The sequence below is a fragment of the Phocaeicola sp. ICN-14070 genome (assembly GCF_037892625.1).
Classification (GTDB): Bacteria; Bacteroidota; Bacteroidia; order Bacteroidales; family Bacteroidaceae; genus Phocaeicola; species Phocaeicola plebeius.
On record NZ_JBBKBF010000011.1, the window covers coordinates 47,969 to 63,426 of the forward strand.

Genomic DNA, 15,458 nt, shown 5'->3' on the forward strand with positions numbered 1-15,458 from the left:
TTCCTTATTATTTCAACCCGACTCTTGTAAATATCAAACTTTACGAGCCTTACTATTTTCCTCTTTCTTCACCTTCTGCAGCAAGTCTGAAGCAAAGATGAAGTTATTCAACCGCTCGTTCGTAGCATTGAACACCTCGTCTTTTGTTCCTTCCCATTCCTTGTGACCCTGATAAATATACAATATGCTTTCACCAATACCCATCACAGAGTTCATATCGTGCGTATTAATAATTGTGGTCATATTATACTCTTTGGTAATATCATGAATCAAATCATCAATTACCAATGAGGTTTTAGGATCAAGACCAGAATTCGGTTCGTCACAGAACAAGTATTTTGGCTGCAAAGCAATGGCACGTGCAATAGCCACACGCTTCTGCATACCCCCACTGATTTCTCCAGGATATTTTGACTGCGCATCAATCAAGTTCACACGATCCAGGCAAAACTGTGCCCGCTTCACCCGGTCACGGTAAGTATCATTAGAGAACATATCCAGTGGAAACATCACATTTTCCAGTACAGAAAGTGAGTCGAACAATGCTGCACTTTGAAAAATCATGCCCATTTCACGTCTCAGCGCCTTCTTTTCTCTCTTTCCCATGTCCAACAGATTACGTCCGTCATACAGAATCTCCCCGCACTCCGGGGTAAGCAACCCTACGATACATTTCATCAGTACCGTCTTTCCAGAGCCACTCTGCCCGATAATCAAATTGGTTTTCCCGTTGTCAAACGAAAAATTAATATCTTCAAGAACTGTACGTCCTTCAAATGATTTGCATATAGAATTTAGCTGTATCATCCCATCAACAATTGTGTAAGTATCAAATCTGAAAACAAAATCAAGACACTGCTTGAAACCACAGAATCCGTACTGGCTTTACCGACAGCAATAGAACCTCCTTCTACCGTATATCCAAAATAAGCAGACACACTGGCTATGATAAAGGCAAAAAATAAGGATTTAATAAAGCTACACCAGATATACCATTCCACAAAGCAATACTGTAAACCATATTCCAAATCCGTCGCATTCATGATACCAGCAAACCAGGCTGTACAGAAAGCACCTATCACTCCTGCAAAAATACTGAAAATCACCAGAAAAGGAATCATGGTCATCAATCCCAGAATCTTTGGAAGAATCAGATAAGAGGCAGAGTTTACTCCCATAATTTCCAGTGCATCAATCTGCTGTGTCACCCTCATCGTACCAATCTCCGAAGCTATGTTCGACCCGACTTTTCCCGCTAAAATCAAACACATGATAGAAGATGAAAACTCCAGCAGCAAGATTTCACGAGTGGTATATCCCACCACAAAACGCGGCATCCAAGGACTTTCAATATTCAATTTAATCTGAATACAAATTACAGCACCAATAAAAAAAGAAATCAGCAACACAATACCAATCGAATTGATACCCAATTGTACCATTTCATTCAGGCATTGCTTAAAATACATCCGGAAACGCTCCGGACGGGAAAATACACGCCCCATCAACATAAGGTATTTTCCAAGGTTTGTAACAGGCTTTATCATATTATTACAATCATGTTTGACGCAAAAGTAGTGCTTTTTAGCTATATTATAATAAAAGACAGGAGGATTTTCGAATTAAGAACCACAGAAGCCAAGATTTTTACTACTTTTGCACGACTGAACAGCTAACAAAAGGACAATGGCAGCACAAGAAAATCAAGAATCTACGACCGAAAAGTTTGAATTACCTTCAGACGGCAGAATGGTGCTACGAACCGAGAACCTGGTCAAAAAATACGGAAAACGAACAGTGGTGAGCCATGTTTCCATCAATGTGAAACAGGGGGAAATTGTAGGACTGCTCGGCCCTAACGGTGCGGGTAAGACCACCTCTTTCTACATGACTACCGGATTGATTGTCCCTAATGAAGGACATATTTATCTAAATGATAAAGACATAACTTCCTACCCTGTTTACAAACGAGCCCAAAATGGTATCGGTTACCTGGCACAGGAGGCTTCCGTATTCCGCAAAATGAGCGTGGAAGATAACATTGCTTCTGTATTGGAATTGACTAATAAATCACCGGAATACCAGAAAGAGAAACTGGAAAGCCTGATTGCCGAGTTCCGTCTGCAGAAAGTACGCAAGAACTTAGGGGACCAACTTTCCGGAGGCGAACGTCGCCGTACAGAAATTGCCCGCTGTCTAGCGATTGACCCCAAGTTCATCATGCTTGACGAACCGTTTGCCGGAGTAGACCCGATTGCCGTGGAAGATATCCAGCACATTGTCTGGAAGCTGAAGGACAAGAATATCGGTATTCTGATTACAGACCATAACGTGCAGGAAACACTTAGCATCACTGACCGTGCTTATCTGCTGTTTGAAGGAAAAATCCTCTTCCAGGGAACTCCGGAAGAACTGGCCGAGAACAAGATTGTCCGCGAGAAATACCTGAGTAACAGTTTCGTTCTGCGAAGAAAAGATTTCCAGCTGAAAGAAGTTAAAGAGTAACATAAAAAATAAGGAGTTTCTCATTCATACAATTGAGAAACTCCTTATTTTTTATCAATCACATTTAATTAAGAGATCCGGTTCCATCTGTAAAATTCAATGAAATAGTCTGTCCAGGATTAGCTGCTAAAGAATACTCTTCTCCTAAGTCTGTCCATCCATTATTTACAGCATTATTTTCACGATAGAAAATTGTTTCACCATCTTTCAATGTAAACTCAAGTCGCCACCAATCAGTGTCTGCTTTGATACACATGCGGACTTCACCCGTAGCAGTTAAAGCAGGAGACACAAAACTACCGTTTTTATCTTCAGGGACAGAGAACAAATAAGCATCATTATAATTCCAATCACCTACCGTATTTCCCAGCACATACACATTGGGGCTATAAAAATTCATGGTATACTGATAATCATCTCCATTCACTTCAGCAATCAAGTATACTATATACCATCCTCCTTTATCCACCTTAATATTATCACCACTGTCAGAAAGGCCTGCTCCAGCATTATCATTAAACTGATGAATCTTTGAATAACCATTCCAGTCTTGTTCAAACTTACCAAACTTAAATTCAGCACCTGAGTCAAAATAAACCATACTCCAGAATTCCCCAGCCAAGCCATTCACACTAACCATTGGTTTCCATGTACCCCAAGACGTACCGATACTTGAACCTACAAGATACATTTCTTCTGGAGGTGCTAAGGTAGAAACGACTTCTCCAAGTTTTATCTGATTAATTTTGATTACATTGGAAACTGAATTTCCCAATTCACTACCAGTAATTACTGCTGTAAGACGAATATACACTGGATTCACGGTGCCTATATAATTCTCCACATCCGGATTAGCTTGTTTCCACAATTCTACAATCGCAGCATTCAGTTCCGCAGGTTTCAATAAAACCGTAGAAGATGTATAAGTAGTAGACAGAACCTTATAGTTAGACTCTACCCCTTCAGCTTCATCAACAAATGTCTCCTCCAATGAAACCTGCACACTATAGGTAGTAGCAGCAGTAAACCCATAAGCAGGCTGTGTGCATGTCAGGACGACTGTATCTTGAGCTTCTCCTAAATCATAAAGTTTGTCTTCTGGAGTCTCAAGGACAAAAGTTTCAGCTTCATGCAAAACCGGATTATCTTCTATATCCGTATTACAAGCTGTTAATAACGGAAGTATACATCCGATTAATGATAAAATGGGAAATATTATCTTTTTCATATTACCAAAATTCTTATAAATTAATACCCTTCATTTTGATGCATATTATTGTTATTATTCAAATCTGTAGCAGGAATAGGATATACATTATAAATATCACTTACTGATTTTCCTTCTTTCACGCCACCTTTCCAGTCCCACAAATACTTATCAGTTGTAAAACAATCAAAACGTATCAAATCGCTACGACGTCTGCCTTCCAAATAAAATTCACGCGACCATTCATCCAATAAATACATCTCTGTTAGTTCATTCAATGTAGGTTGTTTGGTACAACCACGTTTCGCACGTAATGTTTTAATATCCTCCCATGCTAAACTTTTTTGATTCAGACGGAAGTTGGCTTCAGCACGGGTCAAATAAGCTTCTGCTAAACGGAACAAAGGTATATCCGTATCTGGATATTCTGTATGACTGGTAGAAGCCCCATCTGAGCGGATATTTTGCCATTTCACAATTGACAAACCACTCTGAAAACCAGTAATGGATTTCGGATCCATCGTTCTCTTTCCTCCACCTGCTCCAGAATAAAACATAGCCCGGTCATCTCCAGCTGCCTCAATCATATCCTGCGTCCGTACACCATATTGAGCATCCCATGAATCAATAGCCTCATCATTTGCAAAATCACTCTGTCCTGGTACCTCTACATTTTCAGGAATCATAGGCACTTCATCTTCATCAAAAAATTTATATACCAGCGCATTTCTTGCAATCAAGCAAGACCATCCATTAGTAGTACCCATATGTGGCATTCCACCCGTACGTGTGCCACAAATCAAATAAGTAGATCCTCCATAATTTCGAGTTTTCATACCATCCTGACGAATCGGAAGAATAATTTCCTTCATGGCCTTCTGATTTTCATCATTATCAGCCATAAACATCAATTTATAATCATCACACAATTCATAATATCCACTGTTAATGACTTTATCAGCATAAAGCTTTGCATTTTCAAAATCAGCCGTACCTGTATAAACCTCTGCATTCAAATATACTCGTGCTCTCAACAACCAATTGGCAGCTTTATCAGCACGTCCAAAAGGAGCTTGCCCCGGTTCGTACATATCGGCTACACATTCATCCAATTCTTTCTGAATAAAATCATACAAATCTTTTCCACCCTTTTCTACCGGAAGCTCATTATCAAAATGTTCTTTGAATGGAGCCTTACCAAATAAATCCAGAAAATAAGCATAATGCAAAGCGCGTAAGAAACGTACCTCTGCACGCTGACGTACCGATTCTTCATCTGTATTATCCGCAATCTGATCCAAGAAGAAATTCATTTGCGTAATGTCATAACCTAATCGCACATAAACCCATTCCGTACGCTGACTTGAAGAATTCCATGCTATATTAGTAAACTGAGGAATATCGACATTATCTTGCCACACCCATACACATTCGTCTGTAGGCAATTCCTGACAATTAAAAATAGTACGGTAAAAGCCCGATTCGCCTTCATCCTGTCCATCCAAATCCGGAGTTCCAGCAAGACCTTTCTGCCCTGTCAATCCCAACAATGCATATTGCTTAACAAAAGCTGCATCCTGATCAAAACTAGATGAACTTTGCGGGTCGATAGAACTAATGTCCAAATCATTGATACACGATACATTTCCCAATGAAACGGCCACAACCAATGCAGCTGAAAATATATGTTTCAAATAATTAGCTTTCATACATCTTAATGTTTTCATAAAATTAGAATTGTAAATTAACTCCTAACAGGAATGTAAATGCACGCGGATAAGGATTGGAATCAATTCCACTTTTCACTTCCGGATCCAAGCCTTCATACTTAGTAATAATAAACGGATTCTGCGCTGTTGCATATATACGTCCTCCGATACCTTTATAAGCAGAAGTTTTAAACAAATCTTTAAAAGAATAACCCAACGTAATATTATCACAACGCAAGAATGAAGCATTACGTACAAAGTAATCACTCATATAATATTCTCCCTTTCCTGTAAAACCAAGCGCAATAGCCTCCGCAGTTGTATTTGAATAAGCCGTATTAGAGAATAATCCTGAACTGCTTACATTTGCCTTATTTGCCAGGAAGTCATAATACACATAATTATTCAAGCTACTACGTAAAGAAAAACTAAAATCCCAATTCTTATAAATCATCTTGGAAGTTAATCCCATCATAAAATCCGCAGCCGGTTTCTTATAAATATATTTATCTGAACTATTTATAATGCCATCTCCGTTACGATCCACATACATATTTTCAATCGGGTTTCCATTTTCATCATATACCTGCTGATATACATAGAATGAATTAGCTGGATAACCTACCTTATTAACCTGCACCTTCGTATTATTACCTCTGGAAATTTTATCTCCTGTTTCTACATAATAGTCTGCATCATCACCGCCTGTCAGCTTGGTAATTTCATTATGATTCCACGTAAAATTATAAGTCACATCCCACATGAAGTCTTTTGTGACAACCGGTTTCACATTAAAGGCAAATTCTACACCATAATTTTTCAGAGAACCAATATTCTGTAACATCTGTGCATTGAAATTTGTACCAACAGGAATCTTCACACTGTTCAGCAAATCATTTGTTTCACGATAGTACCCATCTACATTACCCGTAATACGTCCATTAAGGAATCCAAAATCCAATCCCGCATTATAAGTTGTGGTCTGTTCCCATTTCAGGTCTGTATTAAAGGCATTAGCACGTGAAGTATGATAATAAGTATCTCCAAAAGGATATTGCGCATAGTCATCGCTTACCACATACAAAGGCATATAAGCAAAATCAGAGGTCACATCCTGTTGTCCGGTAATACCCCATCCTAATCTAAGTTTCAAATCTGATAAAAAATTTACATCTTTCAGAAAATTCTCCTCTTTCATTTTCCAAGCCAATGCTAAAGAAGGGAAAGTACCCCAGCGGTTTCCGTCAGCAAAACGAGATGAGCCATCCCAACGCATGGTAAAAGTGACTAAATAACGATCCAGTAAAGAATAATTCAAACGCCCAAAATAAGAAACCAAAGTATTACGAGTAGCATAAGCTGTCTGCTCTTTAAGTACAGCATCATGAATCTCATCTGTATAACTGTCCCATCCGTTACCTACAGTAAAGCCATTGCGATGAAAATGCTGTTCTTCACCACCTGCCATTACATCAATTGTGTGTGCACCCAATGTTTTAATATATTGTGCATATACGTTATAAGACAGATTATACTTATACTCTGAAGTAGATGTATTATTTCCATAATAGTTATAGGCAAATGAATAAGGCGAATAAACGGTAGTCTGTGTACCATCTGCATATTCACCACCTAAACTGGCATGCAAACGTAAGTCTGGTAAAAAATGAAATTTATAATCCACTTCCACGTTTCCTACAAAATCATTGCTATTAGCTCTGTCATCCTTCTGTTCCAATGCTGCCACCGGATTCTGTGCCGTATTCTTGTTGGCTGTGTATTTCCAATTTGGATCTGAAAAGTCGGATGTAGCTTGTGCATTCTGGTAATAACCTCCAAATACATCATACATACTATCATCCCCATATACAGGGCGGGTTGGATCCATAGATAAAGCCCCTCCAATAGCAGCCCCGGTATCTGCATATCGGTTTTTTCCATTCATATATTTGGCCGTAATATTCACTTTCAAATGATCATCAAAGAAAGAAGGAGCTAAATTAACAGAAGCTGTAAATCTCTGGAAATTAGAAGTCTTTACAATTCCATCATTATAATTGTATCCCAAAGAAATACGATACGGTAAATTCTTCAATCCACCATTGATAGACACATGATGATCTGTACTTATAGCCGGACGGAAAATTTCATCCTGCCAGTCCGTATTGGCTGTGCCTAAAGAAGCCGGCAGTTCATCTCCAAAAATCTGTTGAGCGTAGGTACGATATTCATCTCCATCCAATACATCATATCGCTTCTGTATGGTAGAAACCGACACCGAACCATTATAACTAACCTTTGGGGCCTGCCCATTTTTTCCTTTCTTTGTAGTAATGATAATCACACCATTAGAAGCACGGAAACCATAAATTGCGGTAGCCGAAGCATCTTTCAGTACTGTAAATGTTTCAATATCCTCCGGATTAACCATAGAAAGTCCGTTTGACATACCCTTGATACCGTTATTATCAATAGCCAATCCATCAATTACAATCAGCGGATCATTGCTGGCATTCAAAGATGAGCCTCCACGAATACGGATCTGTGCACCTCCACCCGGAGTACCGTCATTGGAAATCACACTCACACCAGCTACCTTTCCAGTCAACATATCCTGTGCATTGGTAGTAATACCCTTACTCAGTTCATCCGGCTTGATGGCAGTCACAGAACCGGTAGCGTCATTTTTCTTCACCGAACCATAACCAATCACCACCACATCATCCAATACTTCCGTATCATCCTGAAGTGTCACATTCATTGTAGCTGCAGCTGGAAGTTCCTGAGTTTTATAACCGATAAAGGAAATGACAATCACATCTCCCTTTTTTGCTTCCAATGTAAAATTACCATCAAAATCCGTAATGGTTCCGTTCGTTGTTCCTTTCACCAGAATATTGGCTCCAATCACGCCCATCCCAGTATTATCTTTCACTACACCTTTCACGGTAAGTCCTTGTGCAAAAACTTGCACGGAAAGTAACATTCCAACTACCCATAATAGCAGGAATCTACTTACTACATTCCTCTTCATTTCCATATTATTAAATTAAAGTATTCCGTAAATTTTATACTAATACCTATTGAAAACCACTACAATCGTTACCCTATTATTATCCCGCTTAGTTACTTAATTTCTTTAATTGAGATAGCATATCCACCTCCCACAGCTGCTTTCAAATTCAACTTTGTCTTGTTCGTTACTTTCTTCTTAGTGATAGTATAAGCCTGCGGATTCTTATCCCAGCTTGCATCTTTGGCATCTGCATAAATCACGGCTTCATACTTCTTTCCCGGTTCCAGGAAATCAAGTGTCAGCTTCGATTCATGGCCGTTATATCCTGCTGTACATCCTACATACCAGTCAGTGGTACCTTTTGCACGACGGGCAATCGTCACAAACTCACCCGGTTCTGCTTCCAAATACTTCGTTTCATCCCAGTCGACAGCCACATCTTTAATGAACTGGAAAGCATCCATAAAGCGTTCGTAGTTTTCCGGCACATCGGCAGCCATCTGCAATGGGCTATACATTGTAACATAAAGTGCCAGCTGACGTGCTAGGGTAGTACGTGCATGCGATTTGTTATTCGGATTCATCTTGCTGCAATCCGGCTCAAAGATACCCGGCGTATAATCCATCGGACCACCAATCAAACGTGTAAACGGAAGAATAGTCGTATGGTTCACATTATTTCCGCCAAATGACTCGTATTCTGTACCACGTGCTGACTCATTACCAATCAGGTTCGGATAAGTACGACACAATCCGGTCGGGCGAACAGCTTCATGAGCATTTACCATGATTCTATAATCAGCAGCTTTCTTCACGGCATACAGATAGTGGTTTACCATCCACTGTCCGTAGTGATGTTCACCACGAGGAATAATGTCACCCACATAGCCGCTCTTCACTGAGTTATACCCATTGTCCACCATAAACTGGTATGCTTTATCCAAATGACGTTCGTAATTACGGACAGAAGCTGAAGTTTCATGATGCATCATCATTTCAATACCTTTACTTGCCGCATAACGATGAATTTCCTGCACATCAAAGTCCGGATAAGGAGTTACAAAGTCAAACACATAGTCTTTGCTCTTGCCAAACCAGTCTTCCCAACCCTGATTCCATCCTTCTACGAGTACCGCATTAAAACCATGTTTTGCCGCAAAATCGATGTAACGTTTCACATTGGCTGTATTGGCTGAGTGCTTGCCATTCGGCTTTGTCTGTGAATAGTCAGTCACCCCAAGCTTCACACTGGGCAACTCATCAGTATAAGCCCAAGTTCCTTTGTTGGTAATCATATCCCACCAGACACCAATGTATTTTACCGGATGAATCCAGGAAGTATCTTCAATCTTGCAGGGTTCATTCAAATTCAGGGTAATACGTGAAGCCAAGATATTACGGGCATCGTCACTCACGATTACGGTACGCCAAGGCGAGTTGCAAGGAGTTTGCATATAACCTTTATCTCCTTTTGCATCCGGAGTCAGCCATGATTCAAATATCATATTCTTATCATCCAAGTTCAAGCTCATGCAAGCATAGTCCACCAAAGCGGCTTCATGCAGATTGATATAAAGGCCATCATCCGTCTTCATCATCAAAGCCGTCTGTACTCCCGTAGGTGAAAACACGAACTGCGAAGAATTTTCCGTCACCGCCGTTTTCATTTTCTCACGAATCTCAGAGAGTCGTGAAGTCGTGTAGTCATATTCCTGCGTGTCATAATCTCCCGGAATCCAGAATGCCGTATGGTCACCGGTCATGGCAAACTGAGTATGTTCTTCCTTAATTACGAAATAATTCAAATTAGGTTGCTGCGGAAACTCATAGCGAAATCCCAGCCCATCATTAAACAAGCGGAAACGAATCACTATGTAACGGTCATTTTCCGGCTGATCAAGTGTCACTTCCAGTTCATTGTAATGATTGCGTATTTCACTTTCTTCACCCCATACCGGACGCCAGGTTTCATCGAAAGTAGAAGTATGTGTTTCTCTGACTTTAAAACCGGTCATCAGATTCATTTTCTCATCTACACGTTCTTTATCTTTACGTTCCGTCCATTCAAAGCCAATCCTTTTTTCCGGATCTTCCCGTTTTAATTCCACCCCCAATGTACTGGGTTTTATCACAGACTTGTTCTTAAAAGTTAACTCATAAACAGGAGCACCTTTTTGGTTCAAGCTAAAGTCCATTACCAGATTTCCATCCGGTGAAGTTAATTTCTGTGCATTAGCCCACAATGCACAACAACACAAAGCTACAAAGGCAAAAGTTTTTCTTGTATTCATAAGTTCTTCGTGGTATTAATATTGATTAGATTTTATGTTTTTCAATTACTGAAAGCAAAATTATGCGTCACTTTCTCATCTTATTTTCACAAAAAGGAAAATATAAATCAAAAGAAACAATAATCATCTTATAATAAGCTGATTAAGCAGTTTTACACGGTTTAAAAATAGAAACGTTTTAGAAGTTCAAAATGAGGTTTTCTCTTCCATCCAAGCGAAGTCTCTTACTTAAATCCACATTTTTTCCAGTCAATACGTCGAAAGCATTTTCTCTTGGAAGAATTTCCTGATAAGGAGTCAGGTCTAGTTCTTTTGAATCGTCCGTTCCGTTCATGATAACTACCACCGATTTACCATTAAACTCACGCTGATATACATACACTCCGTTTTGAATAGAATAATGCTTCAGACTACCTTTACCTATCACCTGATTTCCTTTTCTCCAATTTAGCAATTGACGGGTAAACTCAAATGCTTCATTTTCCAGTGCCATTCGCCCATTTTCTACAAAGCAGTTGCGCGTATCTCCTTGCCAGCCTCCCGGAAAATCCTTACGCAAATCACCATCACCCTTACCTTTATCACCGGTCATCAGTATTTCCGTACCATAATAAATCTGCGGAATACCTCTGGTAGTGAGCAGAAAGACCATGGCCTGTTTATAACGTTTCAGGTTCTTCGCCATTTCATCTGTCTGTGCAAAGCGGGAAGTATCATGGTTATCTAAAAAAGTCAGCAGATTCATCGGATTGGCATATACCAGATCTTGTGTCTGATAATCATAAAGCTTATATAATCCTCCTCCCCACTCACCGGTTTCTTCATCAAATGCCTGATTCATCAAAGCCTGCAAAGGAAAATCCATCACCGTAGGCAAGTTAGAGTTCTGCGGAGCAGCCAGTTTACTGTCTTTTTGCCAATATGAAACCAGCACATTACTGTTCAACCAGGTTTCTCCTACAATATTGAAATAAGGATATTCATCCAACACCTCTTTACACCATTGACTCATAAAATCAAAATCCGCATAGGGATGTGTATCCTGACGAATACCATTGATTCCTGCATATTCAATCCACCAGATACTGCTTTGTAGCAGATAACGTGCCACATGGCGGTTACGCTGGTTAAAATCAGGCATCACAGAAGTAAACCACCCGTCAGTGGCAATTTTTTTTTCGTATGCACTGGCGTGAATATCCATTACACTGGCCGTTTTAAATGAGGTTTGAACATAATTGGAACGGTAATTAAACCAATCTTTGGAAGGTTTGTCTTTAAACAGGTAATTTTCGCTTCCGCAATGATTAAAAATCATATCCATCACTACTTTCAGATTCTTTTCATGCGCTTTCTCTACCAATGCACAGAAAGCTTCATTACTTCCAAACCGTCTGTCAATCTGATAATAGTCTGTAATGGCATATCCATGATAGGAACCGCTTTCCATATCATTTTCCTGAGTAGGATTCAGCCAGATTGCTGTGACTCCCAAATCGGCAATATAATCCAAATGATTTGATATACCTTGAATATCACCACCATGGCGTGCAAACGAATCAGCACGATCCATCTTCTTTTCACGCATACCGTCTATCACGTCATTTTCAGGATTACCGTTGGCGAAACGATCGGGCATAATCAGGTAAAGAACATCTTCTGAAGTAAAACCTTTTACATCTTCTCCTCTCCGCACACGCGATTTCAGCTCGTATGGAATCTGCAATTTCTTTTTTCCGTTTTTCAACAGGATTTGAAAAGTCTGTGCCTTTGCTTCCGATAAATCAAGGTAGAGCAACAAATAATTCGGATTGTCCTGCCTAACCGTTTCTTTCAGATAAATTCCTTCGCCGGATACACTCACATCCGACAAAGCCAAATCCTCTCCATACAACAAAATCTGGAGTTCTGGATTTTTCATTCCTGCCCACCAGAAAGAAGGAGCCATTTTCTTTATTTCCATTGCCCGAGCAGTCTGTCCTCCTCCCCACGAGAAAAGGAACACAATCAATAAAATTAATGTATGTTTCATGATATTGAGGTTGAAATGTTTTTCAACGCAAAAGTAGATTCATGACAAAAGATTTCTTATCTTTGGAAATAAAATATAAACATATAAAAGAAGTAAACAGAAGGTTTACAACAAGTTTACAAAATTTAAAACAACTAAAATATAAATGATATAACATCAGATATTCAACTTTAAAACTATGAGATCTATACTTTTCCTTATATTGTTTATTGCAGAAGGCTGGTTCATCTTCATTTCCGCACAAGACTCCAAGCAAAGAATCTTAGACCAATTAGATAAAGCAATTTCCCAAAAAGAGAAATTTAAAAACGACAGAGAAGCTGTTATATCTCAAATCAAACAACGACTGAACTATGCCACAGACAATACCGAGCGTTATAAACTCTGTGGAGAACTCTTCAATTTATACCTGCATTATCAGGCTGATTCTGCCTTCCACTATATTCGTCGTAAAGAATACTACAACTCTCTCCAGCCTCAACCGGAGAGAGACATCGAAATCTCTATCAATCGGGCTGAAGTAAGAGGTGTCATGGGCATGTACAATGAGGCATTGACAGAATTACAAACAATTCACCCTCATGAGCTGTCTTCACCCAATTTAGAATATTATTATTTCACCATAAGAGCCTGTTATGGATGGATGGCAGATAATACAGTAGATCTACACGTAAAACAAACGTATCTGAAAAAGACGGAACTGTATCGTGACTCCCTGTTGAAAATACTTCCTCAAGGAAGCGACCGTAACATTGTATTGGCAGAAAAAATGATATTAAGCGGGCAGGCAGATCAGGCTATTCCCATCTTGAATAAAGTGCTTACTTCTCCTTTAGACATGCAGGAAAAAGCATACGCATACTATACTCTTTCATTAGCATACGAAGCCAAGAAAGACACAGACATGGAAATCTATTACCTTGCTCAGACAGCCCTCATTGACCTCAATGCATCGGTTCGCGAATACGCGGCCCTTCAAAAACTTGCTCGCATGGCGTACCAGCAAGGTGACCCGGAAAGGGCTTATAATTATGTAAGCTGCTCCATGAAAGACGCTGTAGCCTGTAATGCACGCCTGCGTTTTTTAGAGGTCACAGAATTCTATCCCATCATCGATAAAGCTTATTCCGACAAAAAGGCGCAAGAAAAACGGTTAGGAAGAATCCTGACTCTTAGCATTACCGGATTGGCTGTATATCTCATCCTACTGGCCTTTTACCTATACCATGGACTGAGAAAACTTTCTCTCATGCGAAAGAATCTCTCAAAAAGCAACAAAGAACTGGTAGCTCTCAACCAGCAATTGCAGCAGACTGGAAAAATCAAAGAAGTGTACATCGCCCGTTATCTGGACCGTTGTGTCAGCTACCTGGACAAACTGGAACAATACAGACGCTCACTTGAGAAATTAGCGATGGCTTCCCGCATAGAAGATTTGTTTAAAGCTATCCGTTCGGCAGACTTTCTGCGTGAAGAACGTAAAAACTTTTATAATGAGTTTGATAAATCGTTTTTGGAACTATTCCCCAACTTCATCCATGATTTCAACAACCTGTTGAATGAAGATGGAAAAATTGAACCTAAGTCCGGAGAAATCTTAAACACTGAGTTACGTATTTTCGCCTTGATTCGCCTGGGTGTAACCGACGCCAACCGAATTGCTCATTTCTTGGGATACTCATTAGCTACGGTATATAACTATAGAAGTAAAATCCGTAACAAGGCTAAAGGTGATAAGGATAACTTTGAGCAGGAGGTGATGAGATTATAACAACATTATTTCTTCCGATTCCCCTACCAAATTCTTGCTTTTCCCCTTAAATATAATTACCTTCACCAAAGAGAATTCTCTGTTTCACACTGTGGGATACAAAAACCACAGTGTGGGATACATATTTCACACTGTGAAATACAAATCCCGCACTGTGAAACAGAGAATGCTTCAGTGTATTTAAAAGAATTGTTCTAACCCTTTAAATTTATTGATTCCAATGGCAGCTACTTACACCATGCAGGAAATGAAAGACCTGCACAACGAAAACGAGACCATCCTCTATCCGAGAATGATTATCAAGGGACAATGTTCTACTGAAGAGCTGATTGAAGACATTGCACATCACACCACCTACAACACCGGAGAGCTCCGGGGCATGATTATGGCCCTGAGGGATGCCATGGCCCGCGAAATGAGCCGGGGATATTCGGTCAAACTCGATGAAATCGGCACATTTACTCCTTCGTTAGGAATAACGGAAGGGAAAGAGGCCGAACAGCCGGAAGGAGAAAACCGCCGTAATGCCAGAAGCATCAAAATACGCAACATCAACTTCCGTGCTGACAAAGAACTGATTCGCAAGACGGAAGGGCACTGCACGCTGGAGAGAGAAAGCGGCACCAGCAGGCTGAAAACTTCACGCCACTCCAGCGAGAAACGGCTGAAAATGGCCCAGGATTTTCTGACCACACACCCGTATATGACGGTGGCAGACTACATGGCCCTCACCGGCTTGAGCCATACTACCGCGGCCAGAGAACTTCAGAAGTGGGGAACAACACCTGAAACAGGCATACTTCCCAAGGGGCAACGCACACACAGAGTCTATGTAGCCGCCACAGCTAAAGAAAAAGACTGAGAGCAACATTTTATAAAGCAGCAGATAAAGAGTTTTTTTGTACCTTTGCAAAACCAACTTTCTTC

10 protein-coding genes are annotated in these 15,458 nt (G+C 40.0%); 3 read left to right on the top strand and 7 right to left on the bottom strand.

Annotation, left to right across the window (positions count from 1 at the left end):
• Positions 1–33 precede the first annotated feature (33 nt).
• Together WKT20_RS05310 and WKT20_RS05315 are read right to left on the bottom strand one after the other, a co-directional pair.
• A complete protein-coding gene (locus tag WKT20_RS05310; protein ID WP_117701902.1) occupies positions 34–807 on the bottom strand; it encodes an ABC transporter ATP-binding protein in 774 nt (257 codons plus the stop codon).
• Positions 804–1,547, bottom strand: a complete 744-nt coding sequence (locus WKT20_RS05315; protein WP_117671381.1) for an MlaE family ABC transporter permease — start codon at positions 1,545–1,547, stop codon at positions 804–806. The genes WKT20_RS05310 and WKT20_RS05315 overlap by 4 nt, the downstream gene beginning before the upstream one ends.
• Positions 1,548–1,686: 139 nt before the next feature.
• Here WKT20_RS05315 and lptB point away from each other — a divergent pair, with 139 nt between their 5' ends.
• The gene (lptB, locus tag WKT20_RS05320) at positions 1,687–2,505 is read left to right on the top strand and encodes an LPS export ABC transporter ATP-binding protein (protein WP_117671379.1); all 819 of its coding nucleotides are present in this window, start codon (positions 1,687–1,689) and stop codon (positions 2,503–2,505) included.
• A 64-nt stretch (positions 2,506–2,569) separates the two neighbouring features.
• Here lptB and WKT20_RS05325 read toward each other — a convergent pair whose 3' ends face one another.
• The 5 genes from WKT20_RS05325 to WKT20_RS05345 all read right to left on the bottom strand — a co-directional run bounded on the left by WKT20_RS05325 (position 2,570) and on the right by WKT20_RS05345 (position 12,760).
• The gene (locus WKT20_RS05325) at positions 2,570–3,733 is read right to left on the bottom strand and encodes a SusF/SusE family outer membrane protein (RefSeq protein ID WP_117671377.1); all 1,164 of its coding nucleotides are present in this window, start codon (positions 3,731–3,733) and stop codon (positions 2,570–2,572) included.
• A gap of 20 nt (positions 3,734–3,753) precedes the next feature.
• On the bottom strand, positions 3,754–5,421 hold the full coding sequence (gene susD, locus WKT20_RS05330) for a starch-binding outer membrane lipoprotein SusD (protein ID WP_118243139.1): 1,668 nt from the start codon (positions 5,419–5,421) through the stop codon (positions 3,754–3,756).
• A 22-nt stretch (positions 5,422–5,443) separates the two neighbouring features.
• Positions 5,444–8,461, bottom strand: coding sequence for a SusC/RagA family TonB-linked outer membrane protein (locus tag WKT20_RS05335; protein ID WP_445323263.1), 3,018 nt, complete (start codon positions 8,459–8,461; stop codon positions 5,444–5,446).
• A gap of 86 nt (positions 8,462–8,547) precedes the next feature.
• Positions 8,548–10,728 carry a glycoside hydrolase family 97 protein gene (locus WKT20_RS05340; RefSeq protein ID WP_340416985.1) on the bottom strand — a complete coding sequence of 727 codons (2,181 nt, stop codon included), beginning with the start codon at positions 10,726–10,728 and terminating at the stop codon, positions 8,548–8,550.
• Positions 10,729–10,906: 178 nt separating this feature from the next.
• On the bottom strand, positions 10,907–12,760 hold the full coding sequence (locus WKT20_RS05345) for a glycoside hydrolase family 13 protein (RefSeq protein WP_340416986.1): 1,854 nt from the start codon (positions 12,758–12,760) through the stop codon (positions 10,907–10,909).
• Between the two features lie 178 nt (positions 12,761–12,938).
• Between WKT20_RS05345 and WKT20_RS05350 the strand changes: the two genes are divergently transcribed.
• Positions 12,939–14,531 (top strand): DUF6377 domain-containing protein, encoded by a 1,593-nt coding sequence (locus WKT20_RS05350; protein ID WP_340416987.1) that lies wholly within the window; start codon positions 12,939–12,941, stop codon positions 14,529–14,531.
• Between the two features lie 220 nt (positions 14,532–14,751).
• Entirely contained in the window at positions 14,752–15,393 is a 642-nt protein-coding gene (locus WKT20_RS05355) for an HU family DNA-binding protein (protein WP_340416988.1), read from the top strand.
• Positions 15,394–15,458 lie beyond the last annotated feature (65 nt).